Raw genomic sequence first — 25088 nt, 5'->3', positions numbered from 1 at the left:
ATCACCAGCCCTGTTCTCTGGAGATATCCCTGTGCCGTAGGGAGCATGTACTGCCGTAATGCCTGAAATGGGCGGCAAGTCTTTCGGCAACGGCTACCGACCTGTGGCGGCCTCCCGTACAGCCTACCCCGATGTGAAGGTGGGACTTCCCCGTACCGAGATACAACGGAATCACGTGCTCGAGAAAAGAAACAAGTCTTTTCCAGAATTCCTCAGCTTCTCCGGAATTCCAGATGTGATCCTGGACTTTCCTGTCCTGTCCGGAGAGATTCTGGAGTTCCGGCACATAGTAAGGGTTGGATAGGAAACGGACATCGAAGAGGAAGTCGCAGTCCGCAGGAGGTCCGTACTTGAAGCCGAAGGAGGTAAAAATGAGAAAGTCCTGGGAAGAGGGACCGCACACTTCGGAAAGGAGTTTTTTCCTGATGTGGGGAAGAGAAAGGCCCGAGGTGTCCAGAACCGTGTCGGAAAGTTCAAGAATCGGCTTCAGCCGGATTCGTTCCCTGGAAATACCGTCAAGAAAAGTGCCTTCATCATGCAGAGGGTGTCGCCGCCGGGTCGCTTCGAAACGGGCAAGCAAAGCCTTATCCGAAGCGTCGAGGAAAAGAATCCTGACCTCAGGGATCTGGGTCTTCAGAGCCGTGACTGCCGCCGGAAAATCGTCGAGAAGGGTGTCGCCCCGTACGTCCACAACGGCCGCCACACCGTTTCTCACTGCCGCACGGTGCTTCCCCAGGATGACCATCAGCTGGGATAGCAGCGCCGGGGGTATATTGTCGATGGCGAACATTCCCTGGTCTTCAAGTACCTTCAGGGCTGTCGATTTTCCCGCGCCGGACATTCCTGTGAGAATGACGCATTTTTTCACGCCCTGGAATTCACTGTCCATGAAACTGCCTCCGTTCCCCTTCTTCAGGAAACCTGAAGGATCGTTTTCTTATGAAGGAGACCCGCATTCTCCATCCCAGCCCCTGAGAATTTCAACGCCGTGTCTCAGTGCCGCCGCTACGGCGTCGAAACATTCCGTGGCGGCCTTTGCGCTTCCAGGGAGGGATATTATGAGGGTCTCCCCCCGGATGACGGCGTTGCCTCTGCTCAGTATGGCTTTCGGCGTTATCCTGAGGGAAGCCAGCCGCATCGCCTCTCCTATTCCGGGGACCTTTCTTCCGGCGACAGCCTCCAGGGCCTCGGGGGTGACGTCTCTTCGGGAAAAACCGGTTCCCCCGGTGCACAGTATCAGGTGGAGGTCTTTGGAGTCGGCCCAGTCTTTCAAGACCGTCACAATAGATTCATGTTCGTCGGGAACGACAGCCGTTTCGGTCGTGTCGCAGCCGATTCCCCTCAGCCGTTCGACCAGGGCTGGACCTGACGTGTCCTCTCTTTCTCCCCGGCTCCCCTTGTCGCTTACAGTCAGAACGCCCGTTCTGAGCGGCTGGAGAAAAATGGCCCGCAATGAAACGGTAAGAAAACCGCCCCTCTCTCCCCGAAGCATCGGAAAGGGCATGGAGGATGGTACAGCCCGAAAAAGCGCTTCACCGGCGGAAAAGAAGAACTCTTCGGGGAATTCGCCGACGGACAGGACGAAGCCGGCCGAGCCGTCGGGAAGAGATGGGAAACCGCCCGGAGGAAGGAGGAAGAGGTCTTTCTCCGATCCGTTGAATGATGTTCTCCCTGTCGCATTGATGCCGACATAGCAGAGAGTATGGACGAAGAGTTCTCCCCGTTCCTTTTCCAGTATTTCAAGAATCCGCATTGCCGTCCATCCCCTCCGCGATGTAGGTGCCGCTCTTTCCGCCTGTTTTTTTCAGAAGGCGGATTCCTTCGATGACCATGTTCTTGGAAACGCCCTTGCACATATCATACACCGTGAGAGCGGCAACGGACACGCCCGTGAGGGCTTCCATTTCGACACCCGTGACGTCCCTCGCAGCGACGGTACAGGTGATCCTGATCCGGCCCCTTTCTTCCATGAAGAGACATTGCACTTCCGCTCTTTCTATACGGATGCCGTGGCAGAGGGGAATGAGTTCCGGTGTTTTTTTCACCGCCATGATGCCTGCGGTCTCCGCAATTTTGAGGACATCTCCCTTTTTGGAATATCCGTCGGCAGCCAGCTGTTCGCACACTGCCCGGTCAAGGATTATCCAACCTTCAGCCGAAGCGGTACGAAGAGTTTCCGGCTTCCAGCTCACATCAACCATCCGAGGTCTTCCCTCGTCGTCAAGATGGGAAAAGGAAGGTTGGTCCTGCCTGAATGATCCGTCATTCGTCATGGGTTATCCTCCGATCTGGGACATGTGCCGTTCTTCCTGAAGAGAATTCCGCCCCTCTTCCGGTGAAGGAATGCCTGTCTCTCCTCTTTGGGGTTTTCTTGAAACGGCCTTCATAATTCCCTCCCGCAGCGCTTCGGAATCCTTGCCGCGAAGGGCTTCAAACAGGGAAAAGCCGAAGTTGCCGAAAAGACAAGGGCGCATGACGCCGGTAGACGTCACTCTGAGGCGGTTGCAGAGATGGCAGAAATGGTCTGAAACAGCGGAAATGATGCCCACCATCCGTCCGGTGGCGCTGTTTTGAAAATACCGTGAGGGACCGCATATTTCCGACCTGTTGTCCCTCGGGGGGCAGCTCCTCCACAGTGCCGGGTCCGGAAGCCGGGAAAGAATTTCCTCTGCGGGAACAAACTGGGACTGGGACCATACATCCTTGTCCAGCGGCATGAATTCAATAAACCTGATGGTTGCCCCCTTTTCCGCTGCGAACCCTACCAGGGCCGGTATCTCGTCGAGGTTGAAGTTCCGCATGACAACCGAATTCAGCTTGAGAGGAACACCGCCGGACTGCCTGACGGCATCGATCCCCCGGAGGACTCTCTCCAGATCTCCTGTCCTGGTGGTTTCGAGAAATTTGGCATGATCCAGCGTATCAAGGCTTACGTTCAGCGAATCGAGGCCGAGACGGGCGATTCTTTCAGCCCATTTTTCCAGAAGAGAACCGTTTGTCGTGACTGCTATCCTGAGGTTGGGATAGGCCTCTTTCACCGATTCAAGAAAGGGTACGAAACCTTTTCTCACGAAGGGTTCCCCCCCGGTGAACCGTATTTTTCGGACGCCGAGGTCCGTCAGTGCGCGGCACAGAAAAAGCAAATCCTCGTAGGAGAGAATGTTCCCGTGGGGTATCCATTCAATGCCGTCGGCGGGCATGCAGTAAATGCAGCGGAAATTGCACCTGTCCGTTATCGAAATCCGGACGTAATCAAGCACCCGTCCGAAAGAATCCTGAATTATTCCGGCCATCTGTAACCTCCCATGCGGTCCACCATGGCTCTCCATCCTTCATCACACAGCGACTCCAGAAGAGCGGCTATTCCCGGGTGGTTCTCCATGCTCCTAAAATAAACGAGTTCGTAAGGTTCCTCCGCAAGAGGAAGAAAATCAAGGCCGAGAGCGTCGGCGACAGATTTTATTCCCGCCGCTGCGTCGGCGAACCCTCTCAGGACCTTGTTCCCAGCGTCGAAATGGGTGGTGCTGCAGTTTTCGTAGCCGCGCACATTCCCGGGGTCGATATTCTCCATACGGAAAAGAAAATCGAGAAGGACTCTCGTGCCTGCACCGGGCTGACGGTTCACCATCACCACATCTTCTCTCCCGAGATCGGAAACGGAGCGGATTCCCTTGGGGTTTCCCTTCCGCACCATGATGCCCTGCTGCCGGTAGAACACGGGACGGCGGGCAAGGAGAGCATCAGCCTGCGGTCCGAACATTCTTTCAATGTAGGACGTGTTGTAGTCACCTGTTTCCGTGTCGAGCAAATGACATGCGGCAGTGTGGCACTCTCTCCGCGAGAGGGCGGCAAGCCCTCCGAGACTGCCCACTGAACGAAAGATCACCTCTCCGCCCTTTTTTTTGACGAAGGTAGCAATTCTCTCGAACGCCGGGTCATTGGAACCCTGAAACAGAATTCTTTCCTTCCACCTGATATCTCTGAGGAGCCAGAGGTTCACCGTTGAGCCCTTCGATCTTTCCGCTGTTTCCAGGGGGAGGAGAGAAAGCCCGTCGGTTTCGGAAAGAGACCACAGGGCACCGGCACCTGACGGAAGGGCGTAGGCTTTTTTTTCGCCGTCGATTTCCACGCACTTGAAACGCACCCATTCTTCTTTCCCGTAGGATGATGAATAGGATGAAAGCAGGGTAACTTCTTCGGTTCCGGTCGCCCCAATTGCAGCAGGAAGGATGGTCTTTTCGTCGAACTTCCCGCAGTGAAGCAGCTGGAGGACAGGGAAAACAACGGACCAGAGAATGACTGCGTTGGACATGGGAAAGCCCGGCAGGTTGACGGCGAGGCATCCGCCCAGATCGGCCACCGAGGCCGGCCGGCCCGGCTTCATGAGAAGCCACCTGAAGAGAGGTTGTCCAAGGCTCTGCAGTACGGAAAAGGTGTGATCCCGCTCACCCTTTGCAGAACCTGCCCCGATGAGGATAAGATCATACGTTTTTCTTTTTTCCTCGAGGAAGGTCAGTAAAATATCCGGGTCGTCGGGGATACATGGGGCGATTTCCACAGAAAAACCCCAGTTTCGGAAATAGCCCTTGACCAGCATGGAATTGCTCTCCCCCACCTTTCCCGGGGGAGGGTTTTCCAGATCAAGCCATTCTTCCAGCGGAATGATTTCATCACCGGTCGGGATGTAGAGACTTTTCGGCAAGGCCAGTGTCCTGAGGTTTTTCACTCCCGCGGTCGCCAGGAGGGAACAGAGGGCGGGCGTCACCCTGTCGCCTTCCCTGGCGATGACCTGTCCGAGAAAAACGTCCTCTCCGAGGGGGCGGACGTTTTCTCCCGCCACGAGGGATGAGACGACCGTAAGGGTTCCAGTCGTTTTGTCAAGAGTGGTGTCCTCGATCATCACAACACTGTCGAAACGGGGAGATACCTCGCTCCCCGTATTAACCCATTCGTATTCTCCCGAAGGAAGAAATACGGGAGACGAAGGGGTGGCGCCGGCCGTCAGGACCGATGAAAGGGCATAGCCGTCCATGGCCGACGCATTGTAATGGGGAACGTTTCTGCTTGCGGTCACGTCCTCCGCAAGGGTTCGTCCCAGGGATTCGTGAACCGAGACAGTCTCCCCGGGGAGCTGTCGGCATTTTCTCTTGAGTATTTCCCACGCTTTCGAAAGGCTGATATGCATCGTTTCCTTTTCTACCAGAGCCAAATTTCCGCCTCCTCCCCCTGTCTGATGGTTTCATGGGATGCGGAAAGCCTGAACAATCCGTCCGCCTCGGCCAGAGCTTTCGAAAAAGAGGATTTTACGGGAAAGGGGAAGGCTCTGCCGTTTCTCAGAACGCAGGGGATAAATTCTTCGATACCTGTATGACCGAACACCGGTTCCTGTACCGGAACGAGAACCCGCTTCCACGGTCCCGCCGGTTTCCCCAGGAGAAGAGCGTTCAGAAGGGGGATAAGGACTGTGTACGCCGAAATGAAACATGAAAAAGGGTGTCCCGGAAGGCCGAGTACAAGTTTTCTGTTATCCTCCGTACCCGCAATCAGGGTAGGTTTGCCGGGTGACATGAGAATCCCCCTGACCAGAAGTCCCGGAGGAGGAAGGTCTTCGAGAATGGACGAGCAATGATCTCTCATGCTGACCGATGAGCCGCCGCTGATCGCGACCACGTCGCATTCACGGAGTGCCTCCCTGACGAAAGCGGCGAGAGCGTCTCTCGTGTCTTCAGCTATTCCGTAATTCCTGACGGAGTGGCCTTCTCCGATGAGGAGGGCCGAGAGCATGGAGGCATTCACGTCTCTAACCTTGCCTGCAGGAAGCGTGACTGTTTCGGGAGGCGCTATCTCGTCTCCCGTGCTGATTATTCCCACCGTCAGCCTTGCCGTGGCGGCCTCTCTGACGCCGGCCATTGCAAGAAGACCGGCAGTTCTGAAGTCAAGCTTCTGCCCGGCTTTCAGCAGGGTATCCCCAACAGAAAACTCTTCGCCCGCCTGGACGGTATTTTCCGCCCTTTGGACGGCCTTTTTCACCTCTATCCAGTTTCCGGCGTTTTCCGTATCCTCCACCATCACGACAGCATCCGCTCCGTCGGGCAGGATACCCCCGGTATGAATAAGGGCGCACTCTCCCCTGCGGATTGAAAGGGAAGGAGCAGAGCCCATGGGTATTTCACCTGCAAGGGTCAGGTAGGCGGGGCTGCCGGGGGCGGCGCCAAGACAGTCGGCGCTTACGACGGCATACCCGTCCCTGGTGCTTCTCGGGAAGGGCGGAAAGTTCTCGTCCGCGATCAAAGGTCTGCTAATCCGGCCGGAACAGGATTCCACAGGCACGGGAACCTCCTCCCCCTTCCAGGGAAAGCGAAGGACGGCTGAAACATGATCAAGCGCTGTTTCTCTTGGGGTGAGGGCTTCGACAAAACCGGCCACGATAAATTATGCTCCTTGGGCGATCAGGGTCAGCGCATGCCGACGACGAATACCGGAAATCCGGCTTTTGTCAGTTTATCGGCCAGATTGTCCGCTGCCTTTCTGTCGTTTCCTGCAGGCACAGTGACTCTGAAGTAAGTTTTTCCATTGACCAGGGCCGCTGTGATGACAGAAGAAAAACCGGCCTTGGCTGCCTGCTGCCTGACCGTTTCTGCCCCCTCCCGTGCGGTGAATGAGCCGATTTGAACCCCCCATCTGCTCTTGGCGGCCGAAGGTGCCGGGCTCTGGACTGCAGGCTGCTTTGCGGAAGGTTTGGACGAAGATGCGGGAGGAGCCTTCGGCGCTGGCTGGGCCGAAGGAGGCGCCGCCACCGGGGAACTCTTCGTTCCGGCTCCTTCCGGAACGAAGACGACAGGCCGGCTGGATCCTACGGGAGCAGCCAGAACGGCCTGGTTATCGGTGGCAGGGGGCCGGGAAGGTGTCGCCGCCTTGCCGCGCGAAGAAGGTTGTTGTGGTGTTTCCTGTCGTGCAGCTGCCGGCACCGTGGGAGCAACGGGTGAATACCCTGGTGTTTTGGGTCCCGACAGGAAAAAAAGTTTCACGCCTACTATCAGAAGCCCGACAGCCACCAGGCCGATGACCGGGAGCATGATATCCCCGAAAGGAATCATGGAGCGTTTTTCCTTGAGTCTTCTGCTCTCTCTCGTGGACATTCAAATCCCTCCTTTGCCTGTAGAGCGGCTGGAACAGAAAAAGTCCGAACTTCGCCTGTTCCTGAGAAACAACAATCCCGAAACAAAAGGCAGGAATCCTTTTCAAGACTCCTGCCTTCAGCATGTTTGAACGAACAGGATATTCCGGTCAGAGGAATCCATTAAAAGGATTGTACAGAAAACGGGGTTATTTCCCGTTCTTCCGGCTTTTGCGGAGGATTGACGGAATATCGTAAGGGTTCTTCGGGACTCCGCTCATGGTAAACAGGTCTTCATCCTGGGCCGGGAGCACTTCAGTTTCCTCGAGCACTACTCCGGCAGTTTTCGTCTTCGGGGCTGTCTTGGGAAAATTGGTGACCGTCTTTCTTTCCTTTTCCGAGGAAAAACCGGTAGCGATGACCGTTATCTGTATTTTGTCGGACATTTCCTCGGAGACCGTGTGACCCCAAATGACGATCGCATCTTCATCCGCCGTTTCCGTGATGATCTGTGCCGCTTTTCGGATTTCATGAATCCCGAGATCCGACCCTCCTGTAATATTAAAGAGAATTCCTTTCGCGCCCTTCATGGGGATGGACATGAGCGGAGACTTAATCGCGGTCTTCGCGGCGATTTCCGCCCGGTTCTCCCCTTCTCCCGAGCCGATCCCCATGATGGCGGACCCTGCGTTCTGCATCACTGTCCTCACGTCGGCAAAGTCCACATTGATAAGGCTGGGTTTCAGAATAAGGTCGGTAACCCCCTGAACTGCCTGACGGAGAACTTCGTCTGCGAGACGGTAGGCATCGGCATGCTTTGTTTTTTCGTCAGTCAGTTCAAGAAGGCGGTCATTTTCGACCACGAGAAGGGCGTCCACTTTTTCCTTGAGGGTGGCTATACCCGTCATGGCCTGTTTTCTCCGGCGGTTCATCTCGAAGGAGAAGGGAAAGGTAACAACAGCGACAACGAGCGCTCCCGCTTCTTTCGCTACTTCCGCGATGATGGGCGACGCTCCGGTTCCGGTGCCGCCTCCCATGCCTGCGGTAAGAAACACCATGTCGGCTCCCGTGACCACTTCCCGTATCTTGTCAATAGATTCCTTTGCGCTGTTCAACCCCACTTCGGGGTCGGAGCCCGCTCCCAGTCCCTTGGTCAGCTTTTCTCCAAGAGTTATTTTCGTCGTGGCCTGGGAAAGCTGAAGAGCTCCCACGTCTGTATTGGCGGAGATAAAGTGGACTCCTGACACTCCGCTCCTGATGATGTGATTCAGGGCGTTTCCGCCGCCGCCGCCGACGCCGATGACCTTGATTTCCTCCCGGTGGGGTCTCGGAGTATCATTAACCTGAAATACGTGTTCCATTTTCTTGTCCTCCCCAATTGCGGAATGCGGCTCTAGAAAAGCTCTTTGACAGATTTTTTCAGGTATTCCATAAGACCACGAAGTCCTTCACCCTGGGAACTGCCCTGTTTTCTGGGCTGTTTTGTCCCTGTAAGCCCCGGCGAAATAATGGAAGAGCCTGAGCGAAGCTGGGACACGGGGGTCTCGATGAAACGGTACGGATTTCTTTCCTTGCTGGTCATATACCGCACGATCCCCGCTGCTGTAGTATATTCACAGTCATTCCTTCCCGGAGGCATCTGGTACATGTCAAGGGGTTCGGCGATCCGGACGGGAAGATTAAGAAGCTCGGAAGCGAATAGTTCGATTCCCGGCGTTTTGGCCACGCCCCCCGAAAGAACGACCCCTGCTGGGAATATATGCATCGTGTATTCGGAAAGCTGGTGGAGTACATGTTCCCCGAAAAGCTCCTCCAGCCTGCAGTTTACCACTTCGGAGGCTTCGTGAACGTTGAAGGTTTTTGTTCTTCCTCTGACGTCGACGTCCAGTTCCTGCTCTTCGTCATCAGGGGAAAGAGAGACCATTTTCTTGATCTCCTCCGCCTTGCTTATGGGAATTTTCATCACGTAGGCCAGGTCATTGGTTATATGATCCCCGCCGATGGGGATGATGGACAGCTTGACCGGGCGGCCGTCTGTATAGAGGGCGACACCCGTGGTTCCGCCGCCTATACAAAGAGAAATAACCCCAGCCCTCGTTTCTTCGTCGGTCAGTGCCCCGAGGGCACTGGCAAGGGATTTGATGACCAGTCCGTTAACCTCCACCCCGGCGGTTTCGACACAGTTTATTATATTCTGGACCACCGTTGTGGGAATTATTACCGACTGCAGTTCCATTTCAAGCCGGATCCCCGTCATGCCGAGAGGGTCGTCAATTCCCGAATTTCCGTCAATGGAATATTTTACCGGAATGGTATGAAGGGTAACCCTGTTTGAAGGAATGGAAAGCTCACTCTGGGCCGCTTCGATAACTCTTTCCACATCCGAGATGGATACCTGGCGGGGAGTCCTGCCCAGGGAGATCATTCCCCTGGACGTTACTGATGCCACGTCTATGCCGCTGAACGAGACGGTAGCTTCCGAAATTTCGAAACCCACCATGTTTTCCGCGTCCTTTACCGCTTGGCGTACAGAGCGGACCGCCTGTTCCAGGTTAATGATCAGGCCTTTTCGTATTCCCTGAGACGGAGCGAACCCGACACCGATTATCTGAGCTTCCTGGAAACGGGAATCTCTTTCCGCCACTACAACGGCGATTTTGCTCGTGCCGAGGTCCAGCCCGACGAGAATTTCCGGCTCTTTGTACACTTATCTCCCGCTCCCTTCCTGACCGCCGCCGGCCACATTACGGACAATGATTCTGTCGGTGTAAGTGGTATCTATTATAAGGTCTCCACCGGAAAATTGTAACTGGTGAAGAATCTGCGAGACGGCGGAGGATATTTCTTTCCACCGTGCCTGGTCACCCCGGATGAGGATCCGCACGGTCCTGTCCCTGTTATTCAGATTCAGACGGAGAAGGTAGTTTCCTTCTCTTCTGGAAATTTCCACTTCACGAGTATGAGACATCCAGCCGCTTGTTTCAAGACCGCTGACCCATTCGGCAAATAAAGAAACGGGGAGAACTGTGGAGGTCACCACGATCCCTTCTCCCGGAACGACTGCCGGAGAAGGAAGGGCTTCTGAAAGAAGAAATGGAGGTATGGAAGGCGATCTGATTCCCGGGAATTTACTGTTCAGGGGATGATCGGATTCCCAGATGCGCCCGTCACGGGAGAGGAAAAAATCTTTCTCCTTCCAGCGAAGTCTGAGCCAGGGTTGTAAAGGTTCGAGTTCGACAAAGAAATCAGAGACATTTTCCCTGCGCAAAGAAAAAACGAGTGGTGCCTCCGATTCCATCTTTTTCTTCAGGTCGGCTGATTTGAAGAAAAAAATCGGCCAGTAGCGCAATTCCGCAGGCCCCAGGTTTTTCCAGAACAGCGATTCTGCCTCGGGAGCCCCTGTCTGAACTGATATGCTGTCAAGGCTCAGAAACTGACTATACTCCTCGTAGGATATGGCTGCTCCGAAGAGCATGGAACATGCGAGAAGAAAAAAAAGGAATTTTCCCATGAAATCGCTATCCCTGCGGCAGAGAAAAACGGCGGACGTAAGCACACCCTTCCGGCGGTGTTCTTCATACCGGTCAGGCGTGGACTACCTCCGCTCTTGCCTTTTCCATGAACATTTCACCCACGTTTGAAATATCTCCGGCTCCGATGGTCAGGACAATGTCCCCGGGCATACTCTGTTTCTCGAGCTCGGAGGCCGCTTCCTCGAGAGAACGGCACATGACGCTCTTCGAGTTTTTCTTTTCATTTAAAATGGTATTGATAAGGGCAGAAGAAACACCCTCGATAGGCTCTTCGTCCGCCTGGTAGACGGGCAGCAGGAACACCGTGTCAGCCGTGGAGAGAACTGAGGCGAAATCCCTGTACAGGGCCTGCGTTCTGGTGAACCTGTGCGGCTGGAAGGCGACAAGAAGCCTTTTTTCCGGGAACATCCTGCCGATGGCGCTTAGGGTTGCCGCGATCTCTCTGGGGTGGTGTCCGTAATCGTCATAGACCTCGACTCCGTTGATCTGTCCCAAATGCTGGAGGCGCCTTTTTGCTCCCTTGAATTCTTTCAGGGTCTTCCTGATCATGGTAAAGGGAATCCCCAGAGTGTGGGAGACGGCACAGGCGGCCAGAGCGTTGAGAATATTATGGTCTCCCGAGACTGAGAGTTCCATGTCGTCAATGTGGACACCATTGTGGGCAATGGAGAAACTGGTCCCGCCGCCGTGTTTGTGCTTCACGTCGAAGGCTCCCCAGGTCCATCCCATCCCCCATCCATAGGTTACCGCTTCCCTTGGAAGGGGCCCTGCCGCCATGATTTTCCCTAACCCCGCGTCCTCTCCGCAGAGCACGAGAAGGCCTCCGTCCTTGGGGTTCGATGTAAATCGGCTGAACGCCTCGAGAACGCTTTCGAAGGTAGGGTAATGATTGACATGATCCCAGTCGGCATTTGTGACTACCGCAATGTTGGGATGGAATTTCTCGAAGGAACCGTCGCTCTCGTCGAGTTCTGCAACCATGTAGGGACCGTCTCCGAGTTTCGCGTTTACTCCGATGTCGCAGAGCTCGCCGCCAATGGCGAGAGTCGGATGAAGCCCGGCTTGTTCCAGGATGAGGGCTATCATGGAAGACGTTGTCGTTTTGCCGTGGGTTCCTGCAACCCCTATGCCGAACCGGGAGTCGAAAATCCAGCTGAGGACCTCTCCCCTTTTGGCGACGGCGATTCCTCGCTCCCTGGCTGCGGTTATTTCCTCGTTCTCCTCGGGGATCGCGCTGCTGTAGACGAGAAGCTCGGGAAGGAATTTATCCATGTGGGCCTTTCCATGCCCGAGAACAACCGCGATTTCTTCTTTAAGAACCTTGTCGACATAGGTGGTGTGGCTCATGTCACAGCCGCTTACCTCGTAGCCAAGTTCGGCGAGAAGAAGAGCAAGTCCGCTCATCCCTGCGCCACCGATGCCCATAAGATGAATCCGGCGTATACCCTTCAAGCTTGCAATGTAATTATCCAAAATTCGTAATCTCCCTTCCAATACTGGACGAGATCAGCCGCCATAAACGTTCAGACTCATCTCCCTCCGAAAATTCTTTCCTGACGTTTTGTGCCTTTCGAAGGACGCGCAGTATCTTCTCTTTCAAGAATTCCAGAGGTTCGTCTTCTCTCCAGATTTCTCCGGAGGCAATCCTTTCAAAACATTCGGCATTTTTTTCCTGGTGGTTATCTGCAGCCTGTTTCCAGGGAACAACGACTGTGGGAATTCCCCAAAGCATCAGCTCGGAAAGCGTCGATGCCCCTCCCCGAGCTACGGCTCCGTCAATAACGGAAAAAAAGTCGGTCATATCCCACTGCTTCTCAACGAAAAGCACATTCTCCGGGCGATCCCCGGAAAAAAGACCGGCTTGAACTTGCTGCGATGCACCCAGGAAAAGAAAAGTACATTTTTGCAAAACCTCATCTCTTATCACATAACCCAATAATTGTATCAGCCGTTCGCTCATAAGTGAACCGCCCAGGACACCGATTATTGGTTTTTGGGGAAAGGCTCTTCCTGTTCCGAGTCGGGGCCAGGCTTCTCCGGGATCCCGCGGAGAAAAAGACCGTACAGGCACTCCGGTAGGAGTATATGTTCCTTCAGCGAAGGGAAGACACTCACCCCATCCCGAGGCGATTTTTTTCTTCAGCCGGAAAGCGAGGCGGGTCACTTTTCCCGCCACGGCATTCTGTTCATGAACGATAAGGGGGATACCTCCAAGATGGCATGAAAGAAGCGGTACAAAGGAGACGTAGCCGCCGAAAAGAAGACAGCAATCGCATTCCTCCTTTCGTAAAAAATCTCTGAAGACAAAGAATGATGAAAGGGTTTCCTTCCACCTGAGAATCCTGGAACCAATGCCCGCCGCGCCGAACGGAGAACCCGAAAGGGGGAGGCACAGGGGAACAATCCCCTTGGAAGCGTAAATTTCTTTTTCCAGGGGCCTGGAGCCGCAGACGAAGGAAAGGGTAACATCTGTGCCGGAGGCCAGGAGCCATTCCGCAAAGGCAAGAGCTGGGAAGATGTGCCCCCCCGTTCCTCCGGCGACAAGGCATAATTTCGTCATGACAGGGACACCTCCCTGCAGACTCTCATCAGGATGCCTATTTTCACCCACATAAAGAGCAGGGAGCTGCCTCCGTAGCTTATGAAAGGAAGAGGAATGCCTGTAAGAGGCATGAGCTTGAGCACACCTCCGAGATTGATGAACAGGGGAATAAGCACCGAAACCGTAAGGGCCCAGATAAGGGTGGCCCGGAAACCTTCAGCGTTCTTGTAGGCTGAACAGGCGCGTATTGTCCACATAAGGAAGAAAAAAAGGATAAAAAAGGTGCCGATAAAGCCGAACTCCTCTCCCACGGTTGCGAAGATGTAGTCTGTGTGGGCGGCGGGGAGGTAATTCAGTTTCTGAAGCCCCTTTCCCACTCCTACGCCGAAGAGACCCCCGTTGGAAAAGGCTACGAGACCCTGGATAACCTGGAAACCGCTGTCCATGGGCTGTTCCCAGGGATCGAGAAAGGCAATATATCTCCTGAGACGGTATCCCTCCCTGATGATGAACATGAAGAAAAAAGGAAATCCCGCTGCACCGGCGATAAATGGCCAGCTCCATCCTCTGCACTGGACATGAATTGCCATGGAAAGGGCAAAAATAAGGATGGTTCCGCCGATATTCGGCTGGAAAAGAAGGGGGACCACCGAAAGGAAGAGAACCGGAACCGTTATGGAAATGAACGCCGACAGTCCCCTTTTTCCCGACGAGTTCAGGAGCCTCGAAAGATGCACGGCAATGGCCAGGTTCAGGAATTCGATCGGCTGGAACCGGAGCCCGGCAAAACCTATCCACCGCCTCGCCCCACCCGCCTTGATGCCTATCCCGGGGATAAGGGTGAGAACGAGAAGGAAAAGAGAAAAAAGCCAGATGGCACCGCTGTATTTTTTCCAAAAAGACAAGGGAATCATGTACATCACCATCATGCCAGCGATACCGACAAACAGCCATTCAACCTGCTTCATCCCGAGGGTGAAGGGAGATCCGTACTCCTCCAGGGACGTGTGGGATGTCAGGGAAAAAATCATCAGGATCCCGAAAATGGCGAGTAACAGAGGGATGATCCAGAGGAAAGGATCCACCTGGGGGCGCCGTGCGCTGGATTCACTCAGGAGGACTGTCTCTTCCCTCATAGCCGTTTCTCCAGGGAGAGGACGATGCTCTTGAAGTGTTCTCCCCTTTTCTTGTAGTTCGGGTACATGTCCCAGCTGGTGCATGCGGGAGACAGAAGAACCACGCCTTTCCCCGACAGGGCGGAAACGGCCTTTTTCACGGCATCTTCCATTCCTTCCGCTTCAAAAATTCGGTCATATCCGGCCTGCCGGAGAGCATCCGCTATTTTCCCCCGCTCCTCCCCCATTACCACCGCCGCGGCCGCTTCTTTTCGTACCGTTTCTGCCAGGGGGGCATAATCTTCGCCTTTTCCCTGCCCTCCCAGGATGATTGCCTTCGGCCCCTCAATGGAGGTCAGAGCGGTACACGTGGAGGCTACATTTGTTCCCTTGGAGTCGTCAATGAAGAGAAGACCGCCGATGTGGGCGACCTTTTCGCACCTGTGGGGCAGCCCGCCGAATCCCGAGAAAAGGTCAGGTATGCCGTTCTCTCCGAGGAGATGAAGAACACCCGCCGCCATGGAACCATTTTCGATGTTGTGCTTTCCGATGAGGGGAAGATCATCAAACCCGAAAAGCTTCTCTTCGTTCTTCCCGGTTCGGAAATACACGGACCTGCTGTTTTCGTCGGCAAGGATCGCCTTTTCGCACCGGTCGGGAAATTCCCCTTTCCACGAGAAACATACGATGCGTTCGTCGGAGGATGCGACGCCGAGCGCAGCCCGGTCCCTTTCCTGGACAATCACCATGCCGGACCCTCCCTGGGTGGTGATGATCCTTGCCTTTGCCCGTACATACTCCTCGTAGCTTCCGTGCCAGTCGATGTGATCCGGAGCCAGGTTGGTCACGACAGCCACACAGCAGGACAGGCAGGAATTCCAGTAGAGCTGGAAACTGCTCAGCTCCACCACGATATAATCCCACTCTTTGAAAGCTGAGTCAGCAAGGGAGGTGCCGATGTTTCCTGCGATGGAAACAGCAAACCCTTTTCGGGAGAGCATATGGCCAAGAAGGGCCGTGGTTGTGCTTTTCCCGTTGCTTCCCGTTACGCCTATCACTTTCCCCCGAAGGAACGGGGCAATAAAGTCGAGTTCCCCCGTTACCGGTATCCCCTTTTTCCTGGCTTCGATAATCACGGGAGCAGAAGGAGATATGCCCGAACCTGCTACAACCAGGTCGGCGTCGCATGCACGGTCTGAATGACCGTCCTCCTCCCAAGCAACGCCTTTTTTCCTGAAGAGATTCCGCGCATCTTCATCCAGGTGTTTCCTCTCCGTCACGAAAACAGACGCACCCAGCCCGGCGGCAAGAGATGCCAGACCTTTGCCGCTGACTCCGGATCCTATGATGGTGATTTTTTTCCCCTGAAGATCATGTGCAGGTTCCATGGCAATACACCTCTAAAGACCTGGGAATGTCAGTTCCCGAAATATGACGAAAGAAGGACCGCCGTGATGGCCAGCCCGGCTCCGTGAACCAGCCAGAACCTTGTGACGATATGGTTTTCTCTCCAGCCCAGCAGTTCGAAATGGTGGTGTATGGGGCTCATGAGAAATATCTTTTTTTTGAATCCGTAAATTGCCGTCAGCTGCGCGGAAACCGAGAGAATCTCAAGCCCGTAGACAAATCCGAGGGGAATGAGGGCGATCAGGCAGTCGCCGTGTATCGCCGTGCTGACGATAAGGCCGGCGATGAAGTGGGATCCTACGTCACCCATGAAAACTTTCGCAGGATAGGCATTGTGCCAGAGGAAAGCAGCGCAGACGGCGAGGCCGGCGACGGCGCCGTAAAATGCGGACCCCCGCAGAGGGAGCCAGAGAATGGCCCCTGCCATGGAGATGACGCATGTCCCGGCTGCAAGGCCGTCAAGGCCGTCGGTCACATTGACCGCATTGAGCATCCCTATTGCAAGAAAGGTTGCAATGGGAACGGCAAGCCGGGGAGAAAGAACGATCCCTGGCCAGAGGCTTATTCCCCTTGAAAGGGAAATCCACATTACCCAGGGAAGGACGATGAGAATTTGGACACCGAGCTTGTACAGGCTCGGAAACCCTTCACTGGACTTTTTGCTGAATTTAATCCAGTCATCTGCAAATCCCACCGCAGCGGAAAGGAAAGGGAAAAACCAGAAAAAAGCCAGTTCTCCCGGAACAGCATCTGAAAACCATCCGGCCAGGGGAATGGACGCAAGAGCCGCAGCGATGAATACGAGCCCTCCCATGGAAGGGGTTGACGACTTGGTTTCCATGTGGCTTTTGACGCCATACACCTTTTGGGCGAGAGTAACCTGCCGGCGGTTCAGGCCGCTGATCCACCTGGACTGAAGGAAAATTTCGAGAATGATGACCACTGAAAAGATAAAAACAAACTTCATGATGAAGCCTCCCGGCAGAGGATTTCCACAAGCCGGTCGAGCCGGTTGCCATGGGATCCCTTGATTACGATGGCGTCTCCTTCTCCCAGTTCGTTCCCGAGACAGTCTCCCAGCTTTTGAAGGCTGTCGCTCCAAAGGACAAGGTGTGTTTCATCCGGTCCGGTAAAAGAGGCTATCCTTTCCCATGTTTTCCCTACAAGCCAGACGGTATCGAAAGAACGGAGAAGAGGCAGCAGATCCCGGTGGAAATCATCGCTTCTCTCCCCGAGCTCAAGCATTTCGCCGACGACCGCAAATTTCCGGTGTTTTTCGATGCCGGCAGTTGCCCTCAAGACCGACGCCATGGAAGCCGGATTTGCATTGTAGGAATCGTCGATGAGGCAGGCGCCTGAACCGAGGATTCTGATGCGTCCCCTGCCTTCGAGGGAATGAGCCTCCCTGAGAGCCGCAACGGCTTTTTCTCCGGGAACACCGAGCCGGGTGCTTATCCCGGCGGCAAATGCCAGGGGATAGGCCGCATGTTTCCCGAAAGCCCTGGCTTTTACGTGAAGGACATCCCCGGGGATCGCAAGGGAAAAAGACAGTTCGGGAACCCCTCCTTCGATGGTGAAAATCGGGGCGAGAATGCGATAATCACACTCCTCCATTCCTGCGGAGAGCCTGGCAATTTCTGCCGGAAGCCGCGAGGCAGCCCCTGCCAGAAGAGGATTGTCCCCGTTGTAGAAAAAGGACTTGAGAGCCGGGGATCCGGCGATCTCCATCTTTGCCTCGAGCACTCCCTCCACAGAACCGAAACCCTCAAGGTGGGCCGGAGCCACTTCCGTGATCACGGAAGTGGTCGGAGGGAAGAACCGGGCCATTTCCGCTATTTCACCGGGGTGGTTGGTGCCCATTTCGAGCACGAGGACCTCGGCATCTTCCGGAAGAGAAAGAATGGTCATGGAACACCCGATGAGGGTGTTATAACTGTGTTCCGCTGAATGGACCCTGAAAGAGGTCTTCAGGCACCTGACAAGATAGTCCCTCGTGGTTGTTTTGCCTACGCTTCCGGTAATTGCTATGATGTGCAGCTTTTTCCCATGAAGGGCAAGCCGTTTTTTCGCCATGGCGGGAAGGGCTTTGTACGTGTCGCTGACCTTCAGCGAAGCGGTAGAGAAAGGGATATTCCCGTCATCTTCGCAGATGATCAGGGATGCTCCGTGGGCAATTGCATCGGGTATGAATGCGTGTCCATCGGTGTTTTCTCCCCGGAATGCCACGAAGGCGTCTCCTTTCCGGACCAGCCTGCTGTCGGCGAGGAACCTTCCGGAGAAAACCCCGTCGGGGCCCCGTAGTTCGGAACCTGCGAGTTCAGCGATAAAAGAAAAAGTGTTCATTTCCATGTCAAGCCTCTTTCCTGCACCCAGTCAAGGACAGTTTCCTTGTCTGAATAGGGAATTGTCTGATTTCCGATGACAAGATATTTCTCCGGTCCCTTCCCTGTTACTGCAACGACGTCTCCTGCCCGAGCCCCGTCAAGGGCTCGTCTGATTGCCGCCTTCCGGTCGAGAATTATTTCCGTATCCGGTTCCTTTTCGGAAGCACGAATGCCGTCGTAAATCTGGTCCGCGATTTTACCCGGGTCCTCGCTCCTCGGGTTGTCCATGGTGACGACGATCCTGTCGCAGTACCGGGCGGCGGTCATGCCGAGGGAATAACGGTTCGGCTGGAAACGCTCCCCCCCATGCCCGAAAACGGCGCACAGCTTTCCGGCGCACATGTTTCGAAGTTCGGAAAGAACATTTCCCAGGGCTGTAGGGGTATGGGCGAAGTCAATGATCACGCAAACCCCGCTGGAAAGATAATACCGCTCCAGTCTTCCCGGGACCTGGGGCATGGTTTTGAGCGCTGCGGCCAACTTTTCGGGGTTATCCACAAAAGAATGAAGAAGAGCAATCGAACCCAGAGCATTATACACATTGAACCGTCCCGGAAGAGGAAGAAAAAATCTCAGTTCTTCCTGTTTTCCCGGCAGGCGAACCGAAAATTCGTTTCCTGAAGGCGCTGCGGAAAGAATGGTGCCCCTGACGTCTTTCGAGCTGTTTCCCCCGAGCCCGAAAGGAATGAGGTTTCCTGGAAAAACGGAAAGCAGTCTTCTCCCGTGGAGATCATCCATGTTGGAAGCTCCGTGCCAGCCCTCTTTCATATAATCGAAAAAAAGGCGAATTTTTGCCTGAAAATACTCTTCAAGCGTTTTATGATAATCCAGATGTTCCTCGCTGAGATTCGTGAAGACGGCACCGTCGAAGGCGCAGCCTTCGAGTCTTCCGAGGGAAAGACCGTGGGATGACGCTTCCATGACGCATGCTCCGCATCCGTTCTTCACCATGGACGCCAGGGATCGCTGAATTTCATAGCTTTCCGGTGTGGTTCTTCCTGCATCTCGTTCTGCAGCTCCATCATTGTAGACAATGGTTCCGAAAAGACCGGTCCTTATACCCAGGGACTGAAGGATATGCCGTATCATCCAGGTAGTGGTGCTCTTTCCGTTGGTTCCGGTGACAGCGAACATTTTCATCTTTGAGGAGGGGCAGCCGTACACGATAGAGGCAAGTCTGCCCATATCCCTTCGCACATCGGTCGTCAGCAGCTGGGGAACAGAGAGAGGAATTTCCCTGTCGGTCAGAAGGACGCAGGCCCCCTTTTCCACAGCAGCAGCTGCAAAATCCAGCCCGTCCTTTTTTTCTCCCCTGACACAGCAGAATACTGATCCGGGAACGGCTTCCCTGCTGTCTCCCGTGACCTGTTCCAAAAAAGGCGGATTTGACGGAAGATTCCGGACAACCGGTGAGGAACCGTGTTTTTTTTCAAATTCATCCAGTACCGCTGTCAAGAACGGCATATGGCTATCCTCCCCATCCGCTGTCGGCAAAAAGGCCGGACTGGAACATGTCCTCCACTATCCGGCGGAATACCGGGGCTGCAACATCGCCGCCGTAGTATTTCCCCTTCGATGGTTCCCCGATGACCACGAGCATGACATAGTCAGGTTTTTCGGCAGGCCAGAAGCCGGCAAAAGACGAAACCCATTTCCCTTTTTTGTACTCTCCTTTTTCTGCCACCTGGGCTGTGCCCGTTTTTCCCGCGATGGAGACATAGGGAAGCCCTGCCGTCTTTCCCGTCCCGCTTTTCACTGATTCTTTCATGACGGACGAAAGCCATGACGCGGTTTTCGGCGAAAGCACTTCCCGAACAAGCGTTCGTTCGCCTTTATAGATCATCCGGCCTGACGAATCGCGGACTTCAGAAACAATGTATGGCCGAAGAAGAAATCCGCCGTTGGCTATCGCTGCCATGGCATTGGCCAGGTGAAGGGGGGTGACCGCAAGTCCCTGGCCGATAGAGATATTCGAAGGAACGACCCCCCTCCATTGTTCCGGCGTGGCGAGAAGCCCGTCTTCCACGCCGTTCAGTTCGATCCCCAAGGGCTTGCTGAATCCCCACTCCCGGACCCCGTTGTACATGTCGAACGGCTTGACCCGCATGCCGATTTGAGCCATGCCCGTGTTAGACGACTTTATGAGAATCTCCGGAACGGAGAGCCTTCCATAACTTCTGTTGCTTGCTTCGGAAATGTGCCCGTCCGCAACCTTTATTCTGTAAGGGCAGTTAAATGTTTCGGAACCTCCGACACATCCTTTTTCCATGGCTATACCCAGGACGATGGGTTTGAATGTTGATCCGGGTTCGTATGTGCGCCCGGTAGAATTGTTCGTAATTCTCTTCAGGTATGTAAGGTTTTCTCTCACGTTCGGGTCGAAGGACGGCCAGCTTGCCATAGAAACGATGGCCCCGGTTTCCGGGTCAATGCACACAATGCTGCCCCACTTGGCCCCGTGTTCGGCAACGCCTTCTTCCAGCCGCTTTTCTACGATGAACTGGATTCTCGAATCAACCGTAAGCCTGACCGATCCCGGTCCGAAAGAGAGTCCTTCATTTGATTGGCGGCTGATATCCAGGGTCCTCCCCGATGACCCCTTGGCCAGGACCTTTATTCCAGGAGGGGAGAAAAGAATTTTATCCCACACCAGTTCAATTCCTGCAAGTCCTTTGTCGTCCACATCGCAGAAACCCAGAACATGAGAGAGAAGGGACTTGTTGGGGTAAAGGCGCTTCTTTTCACTGATTTCATAAATACCCTTGAGATTCAGGCTGCGGATTTTCTCCGCCGTTCCTCTGTCGACTTTTCGGGCAAGCCAGAAGAATCGTCCGGGTATTTGGGCTGAAATGGCTGCGATGATACTTTCAGGAAGAATGCCCTGAAGCTTCGGCCCATCTGAGGGATTCCAGAAAGCGGGGTCAAGAAAGAAACTGGAAGAAGGAACTGAAAGGGCAAGGGCATTTCCGTCGGCATCATATATGAAACCCCTGTTGGTGCTTACCGGAACACGGCTCCAGTATTGCCGCCGTGACTGCTTCTCCACGCGGGGATCAGGAAAAAGCTGGAGAGATGCCACTCTCCAGAAAAGAACGGCAAAAAACAGAAAGACAAGAAACCAAGGGGAACCCCCAAAGCGTTTTAACATGCCAAGTCCCTCCGAGGGATGTCACAAGGTGATCATTCTCCTGCCATCGCTTTTTCCAGAAAGAAATAGAACCAGCCTTTCGGTTCTTTCTGTGCGGGCTCTCCTCCGCTGTTTCCGCCCGGACCGGAATCTGCAAGAAGGGGACCATCCAGGCGCAGAGTCCTGACATTGGAAGCATAGGTCATGCCGAGCTCACTTTTGGAATAGCCGTACACTCTCCCGGGAGAAAGAAGAGCCGACAGGCTTTGTTTGAGAGATATCTGCTGCGCCTGAAAGGATTCGATCTGGGAATTAATGTTGTTGAGCCTGTATTCCAGACGAAAACTGTACAGTCGAAGCACTCCGAGTCCCATGAACGATCCGAAAACGACAAGGGCCGAAAAAATAAGATAAGGACAAATTTTTCTCAGGGTAAAAACCGCCTTTGTCTGACCATCTCTCTGGCTCAGCATTTTGTTTTTGTCTCCTTCCCCGGCTCGGTGATGACGAAAAGCCGCAGTTTCGCGCTTCTGGCCTTGTAATTTCTTTCAATTTCCCCGTCAGAAGGAATAACAGGACGCTTCGTCGCGATGGTTCCTCTGTTGTCTTTTTGCATTTCTCTAAAAAAATGTTTCACGATGCGGTCTTCAAGAGAATGATAGCTTACTACAGCTATGGAAGCGCCGGGACTGGCCAGTTCAAAAGCTCCAGACAGGCCCCGTTCCAAGGCATCAAGTTCGTTATTGACTGCAATCCTAAGCGCCTGGAATACCTTACGTGCGGGATGTCCGCCCATTTTTCTCTGGACGGGAGCCGGAAGGGTTTCCCGGATAACCGCCACAAGGTTCCCGGTGGTTTCAATCTTCCCGGTGGTTTCCCTGTGACGAAGTATTCCTCGGGCAATTTGCCTGGAATAGCGCTCCTCGCCGTACTTCCAGAAAATCTCGGAGAGTTCTTTTTCCGTCCAATTGTTCACAAGATATTCGGCCGTCAGATCGGAACGCCTGTTCATCCTCATATCGAGCGGTCCGTCCGCCTGGAAAGAAAAACCCCGGTGCCCCTCCGTGATCTGGAGGTTGGACACTCCGAGATCGAAAAAAATAGCGTCAAAAGGACCGGCATATCCAGCCAGGTCAACCGCTTCAGCAAAGTTTCCGTGGATCGGATGGAACCTGTTCCCGAAAGCGTCGAGCCTGTCTGAGGCTATCCGTATGGCCTCCTCGTCCTGGTCGAGTCCCCACACGCGAACTCCGGGAAACGCCTGGAGGACAGCCTCTGAATATCCTCCGAGGCCGAGAGTGCAATCAAGTACCTTACCGATTTTCGGGCGGGACTGCAAAAAAGACAGGATTTCAGTTATGAGAACGGGGATGTGTTCCGTCAAAATCCTTCAACTCCCTCGGCTATTTCGGACAGTTCCCCGACCATCTCTTCCCGGTATTCATACCACCTGTCCCGGTCCCAAAGCTCAACATGGTCGTTTACTCCGACAAAAACAACATCCTGAGAAAGATCACCGTGCTGTCGAAGAACAGGAGGAAGGAGAATCCTTCCTGCCGAGTCAACGGGCAGTTCATGAGCACTAGCGAGCATCACCCTGAGGAGCCCTCGGGTTTTGCTTTTTGAAAAGGGGAGATCCTGGAGCTTGGTCATGACATTTTCCCACCGGGAGCGGGAATAGAGAGAAACGCACCTGTCGATGCCGATGGTGGAAAAAACACAGTCTCCAAGCTCTTCCCTGAACTTCGAGGGAAGAACGATCCGCGCCTTGGAGTCAATTTTGTGTTCATAGGTCCCCACCAACATGGGAATCCCTCCCACTTTACGACATTTTCCCCCACTTGCCCCCACCCTACCACTCTCGCAAAAAAATAAATAGGCCTTTAGGCTCTCAAAAAAACATTAAAAATGAGCCAAAAGACCTATTTAATTCGGGAAAATGGGAGCATTCAATAAGCCGGGTTCTGTCTCATGGTGACCATTTATCTGAAGACCGCCTCGCGACGGTCTTTACGCGACCGTACCCGGGGGTCGGCGGGCAGCGTCTTCCCCCCCTATTCAGTCTTGCTCCGGACGGGGTTTGCCTGGCGTGAAAATCGCTTTTCACCCGGTGGGCTCTTACTCCACCTTTTCACCCTTACCCTCAGGGGGCGGTTTGTTTCTGTGGCACTTTCCTTTGGTTTGCACCAACTGGGGGTTACCCAGCATCCTGCCCTATGGAGCCCGGACTTTCCTCTCCCAAAAGGAGCGGTCACCTAGAATACTCCCGAGAAAATTATACCACCGCAAATGACGGAGGTGTATATCTTCCGGGATGTTTCGTATAAAATACCCCTATACCATTTTTCACCCTCTAAAAGGAGAAGAGACTCCCCCAATGATCGAAAAAACAAGCTATGATTCACCTGAATACGATATTTTCAAGGCGAACGTCAAAAAACTCACAGGACTCGACCTGAACTCCTATAAAAATCAGATCCATAGAAGAGTCCACATGCTGATGCAGCGCTGGAACATTGCCGAATACGACCTGTATTTCAAGACGATCAGGGAGAATGACCAAAAACTGAGAGAATTTCTCGATTACCTCACGATCAACGTCTCCGAATTTTTCCGCAATCCTGCGAAGTGGACGGAGCTTCGGGAGACGATCATCCCCCGGCTGATACAGTCCCGTGGCAAAAAGCAGCTGAAAATATGGAGTGCCGGGTGCGCCACCGGCGAAGAACCCTACTCTCTCGCCATACTCTCTCTCGAGGCAAGACTCTCCCCCCAGTCACCGGTGCTCGCAAGCGACTTTGATCAGGGCGCACTATCCATCGCGAAAAAAGGCACCTATCTCAAGCGACAGATACTCAACGTTCCCCAGGACCTTATCTCAAGATATTTCACCACCCGGGACGGTGGAGAAACCTATTCGGTGACGCAGGAGGTAAAGGGGAGGGTCAGCTTCCAGAGGCTGAATCTCATAGAGGACAGTTTTGCCGACGATTTTGACCTTATCCTCTGCAGAAACGTGGTCATTTATTTTTCCGCTGAGACAAAGACTGCTCTTTATCACAAATTTTTCAGGGCTCTCAGACCGGGGGGATTTCTTCTCGTGGGGTCAACTGAACAGATTTTCGAGTACAGGAAGATCGGTTTCGAATCGGCAGGGGCGTTCCTTTACCAGAAGCCGGCTTGAGAAAAAAAGTTGGAGGAGGGCCTTTTCGGGTCCTCCTCCAACTTTTCCGGTCAGTGAGAGCGAACGATTTCCTTGATTTTCATCAACCGGCTCAAAGTTGACCGTTCCTGTTCGTCGAGCTTCATCGCAATGTACCGGATCGTTTCCACGAAACTCGGTATCAGGACGTGTTCCAGGGCATTTACCCTCCGGCGGGTCTTTTCAATTTCCAAAGCCATGAGGTTGATCGCCTTCTCCTTTGCCGCCAGGGCTATCAGCCGCGGAATAAGAGCGGCGAACCGCTCCAGTGCAACATCGAGGCTGCCGAGAGACGTAGCGAGACCGTAATTGACAGGAGTTCCTCCCTGCTCCACAGTATAAACGGGAACAAGCACGCTCATGACATTTTGCCAGCTAACCTGAAGATTGCATTTGGCTCCGGAGATCATCAAGGCCTGTTCCAGCATGGCAGGCAGGGTCTGGGCACGGGCAAGGAGGAAGCTCTTGTAGCACTCTGCAAGCTCGCCTTCAAGTTCCTCCCGGAGAACTTTTCCCTCCCGGGCCCGCTCAAGAAACGCCTTGATAAGGGCATCCTGCTTGTCTTTGAGAAGTTTGTGACCCCGTTTTGCCACGACAAGGCGTTTTTTCAGCCTTGAAAGCTCCATCCTGTTGGGGTTTACATTCAATCGGGCCATGACAC

At 54.0% G+C, this 25088-nt stretch carries 23 protein-coding genes and 1 other RNA gene; 1 reads left to right on the top strand and 23 read right to left on the bottom strand.

Annotated elements, in window-relative coordinates; all coding sequences use genetic code 11:
- Position 1: 1 nt before the first annotated feature.
- The 22 genes from rapZ to rnpB all read right to left on the bottom strand — a co-directional run bounded on the left by rapZ (position 2) and on the right by rnpB (position 23492).
- On the bottom strand, positions 2 to 889 hold the full coding sequence (rapZ, locus tag JMJ95_RS04460; protein WP_290683056.1) for an RNase adapter RapZ: 888 nt from the start codon (positions 887 to 889) through the stop codon (positions 2 to 4).
- 48 nt (positions 890 to 937) lie between these two features.
- A complete protein-coding gene (locus JMJ95_RS04455) occupies positions 938 to 1753 on the bottom strand; it encodes a MogA/MoaB family molybdenum cofactor biosynthesis protein (RefSeq protein WP_290683054.1) in 816 nt (271 codons plus the stop codon).
- The gene (gene moaC, locus JMJ95_RS04450; protein ID WP_290683052.1) at positions 1740 to 2273 is read right to left on the bottom strand and encodes a cyclic pyranopterin monophosphate synthase MoaC; all 534 of its coding nucleotides are present in this window, start codon (positions 2271 to 2273) and stop codon (positions 1740 to 1742) included. Before moaC ends, JMJ95_RS04455 begins: the two co-directional genes overlap by 14 nt.
- Positions 2274 to 2276: 3 nt before the next feature.
- Positions 2277 to 3293 carry a GTP 3',8-cyclase MoaA gene (moaA, locus tag JMJ95_RS04445; protein ID WP_290683050.1) on the bottom strand — a complete coding sequence of 339 codons (1017 nt, stop codon included), beginning with the start codon at positions 3291 to 3293 and terminating at the stop codon, positions 2277 to 2279.
- A complete protein-coding gene (locus JMJ95_RS04440) occupies positions 3281 to 5209 on the bottom strand; it encodes a substrate-binding domain-containing protein (RefSeq protein ID WP_290683048.1) in 1929 nt (642 codons plus the stop codon). The genes moaA and JMJ95_RS04440 overlap by 13 nt, the downstream gene beginning before the upstream one ends.
- Positions 5197 to 6426 carry a molybdopterin molybdotransferase MoeA gene (locus tag JMJ95_RS04435; protein WP_290683046.1) on the bottom strand — a complete coding sequence of 410 codons (1230 nt, stop codon included), beginning with the start codon at positions 6424 to 6426 and terminating at the stop codon, positions 5197 to 5199. Before JMJ95_RS04435 ends, JMJ95_RS04440 begins: the two co-directional genes overlap by 13 nt.
- A gap of 29 nt (positions 6427 to 6455) precedes the next feature.
- Positions 6456 to 7139, bottom strand: a complete 684-nt coding sequence (locus JMJ95_RS04430; protein ID WP_290683044.1) for an SPOR domain-containing protein — start codon at positions 7137 to 7139, stop codon at positions 6456 to 6458.
- Positions 7140 to 7326: 187 nt separating this feature from the next.
- Complete coding sequence (gene ftsZ, locus JMJ95_RS04425; protein WP_290683042.1) at positions 7327 to 8478, bottom strand: cell division protein FtsZ; 1152 nt, start codon at positions 8476 to 8478, stop codon at positions 7327 to 7329.
- Positions 8479 to 8510: 32 nt separating this feature from the next.
- Positions 8511 to 9824 carry a cell division protein FtsA gene (gene ftsA / locus JMJ95_RS04420; protein ID WP_290683040.1) on the bottom strand — a complete coding sequence of 438 codons (1314 nt, stop codon included), beginning with the start codon at positions 9822 to 9824 and terminating at the stop codon, positions 8511 to 8513.
- Entirely contained in the window at positions 9825 to 10628 is an 804-nt protein-coding gene (locus JMJ95_RS04415) for a hypothetical protein (protein WP_290683038.1), read from the bottom strand. It abuts the gene before it with no gap.
- A gap of 73 nt (positions 10629 to 10701) precedes the next feature.
- On the bottom strand, positions 10702 to 12075 hold the full coding sequence (murC, locus tag JMJ95_RS04410) for a UDP-N-acetylmuramate--L-alanine ligase (RefSeq protein ID WP_290683148.1): 1374 nt from the start codon (positions 12073 to 12075) through the stop codon (positions 10702 to 10704).
- A 40-nt stretch (positions 12076 to 12115) separates the two neighbouring features.
- Positions 12116 to 13210 (bottom strand): UDP-N-acetylglucosamine--N-acetylmuramyl-(pentapeptide) pyrophosphoryl-undecaprenol N-acetylglucosamine transferase, encoded by a 1095-nt coding sequence (locus tag JMJ95_RS04405; RefSeq protein WP_290683036.1) that lies wholly within the window; start codon positions 13208 to 13210, stop codon positions 12116 to 12118.
- Positions 13207 to 14328 (bottom strand): FtsW/RodA/SpoVE family cell cycle protein, encoded by a 1122-nt coding sequence (locus JMJ95_RS04400; RefSeq protein WP_290683034.1) that lies wholly within the window; start codon positions 14326 to 14328, stop codon positions 13207 to 13209. Before JMJ95_RS04400 ends, JMJ95_RS04405 begins: the two co-directional genes overlap by 4 nt.
- Positions 14325 to 15695 carry a UDP-N-acetylmuramoyl-L-alanine--D-glutamate ligase gene (gene murD, locus JMJ95_RS04395; protein ID WP_290683032.1) on the bottom strand — a complete coding sequence of 457 codons (1371 nt, stop codon included), beginning with the start codon at positions 15693 to 15695 and terminating at the stop codon, positions 14325 to 14327. The genes JMJ95_RS04400 and murD overlap by 4 nt, the downstream gene beginning before the upstream one ends.
- Before the next feature lie 29 nt (positions 15696 to 15724).
- Positions 15725 to 16681, bottom strand: a complete 957-nt coding sequence (locus tag JMJ95_RS04390; RefSeq protein ID WP_290683030.1) for a phospho-N-acetylmuramoyl-pentapeptide-transferase — start codon at positions 16679 to 16681, stop codon at positions 15725 to 15727.
- On the bottom strand, positions 16678 to 18063 hold the full coding sequence (gene murF / locus JMJ95_RS04385) for a UDP-N-acetylmuramoyl-tripeptide--D-alanyl-D-alanine ligase (protein WP_290683028.1): 1386 nt from the start codon (positions 18061 to 18063) through the stop codon (positions 16678 to 16680). The genes JMJ95_RS04390 and murF overlap by 4 nt, the downstream gene beginning before the upstream one ends.
- A complete protein-coding gene (locus JMJ95_RS04380; protein ID WP_290683026.1) occupies positions 18054 to 19562 on the bottom strand; it encodes a UDP-N-acetylmuramoyl-L-alanyl-D-glutamate--2,6-diaminopimelate ligase in 1509 nt (502 codons plus the stop codon). Before JMJ95_RS04380 ends, murF begins: the two co-directional genes overlap by 10 nt.
- A gap of 4 nt (positions 19563 to 19566) precedes the next feature.
- Positions 19567 to 21246 carry a penicillin-binding protein 2 gene (locus JMJ95_RS04375; protein WP_290683024.1) on the bottom strand — a complete coding sequence of 560 codons (1680 nt, stop codon included), beginning with the start codon at positions 21244 to 21246 and terminating at the stop codon, positions 19567 to 19569.
- A gap of 32 nt (positions 21247 to 21278) precedes the next feature.
- A complete protein-coding gene (locus JMJ95_RS04370; protein ID WP_290683022.1) occupies positions 21279 to 21698 on the bottom strand; it encodes a hypothetical protein in 420 nt (139 codons plus the stop codon).
- On the bottom strand, positions 21692 to 22609 hold the full coding sequence (gene rsmH, locus JMJ95_RS04365; RefSeq protein ID WP_290683020.1) for a 16S rRNA (cytosine(1402)-N(4))-methyltransferase RsmH: 918 nt from the start codon (positions 22607 to 22609) through the stop codon (positions 21692 to 21694). Before rsmH ends, JMJ95_RS04370 begins: the two co-directional genes overlap by 7 nt.
- The gene (gene mraZ / locus JMJ95_RS04360) at positions 22606 to 23031 is read right to left on the bottom strand and encodes a division/cell wall cluster transcriptional repressor MraZ (protein WP_290683018.1); all 426 of its coding nucleotides are present in this window, start codon (positions 23029 to 23031) and stop codon (positions 22606 to 22608) included. Before mraZ ends, rsmH begins: the two co-directional genes overlap by 4 nt.
- A 132-nt stretch (positions 23032 to 23163) precedes the next feature.
- An RNA gene (gene rnpB, locus JMJ95_RS04355) (RNase P RNA component class A) lies at positions 23164 to 23492 on the bottom strand.
- A gap of 110 nt (positions 23493 to 23602) precedes the next feature.
- On the opposite strand from rnpB, the gene JMJ95_RS04350 reads away from it, so the two are divergent.
- Positions 23603 to 24409 carry a protein-glutamate O-methyltransferase CheR gene (locus JMJ95_RS04350; RefSeq protein ID WP_290683016.1) on the top strand — a complete coding sequence of 269 codons (807 nt, stop codon included), beginning with the start codon at positions 23603 to 23605 and terminating at the stop codon, positions 24407 to 24409.
- Positions 24410 to 24459: 50 nt separating this feature from the next.
- Here the strand turns inward: JMJ95_RS04350 and JMJ95_RS04345 are convergent, their stop codons facing one another.
- A complete protein-coding gene (locus tag JMJ95_RS04345) occupies positions 24460 to 25083 on the bottom strand; it encodes a V-type ATP synthase subunit D (RefSeq protein WP_290683014.1) in 624 nt (207 codons plus the stop codon).
- Between the last annotated feature and the right edge of the window lie 5 nt (positions 25084 to 25088).

The organism is Aminivibrio sp. (assembly GCF_016756745.1).
Lineage (GTDB): Bacteria > Synergistota > Synergistia > Synergistales > Aminobacteriaceae > Aminivibrio.
The sequence above is the reverse complement of the archived record's forward strand: the minus strand, read 5'-3'. Positions and strand labels throughout refer to the sequence as shown.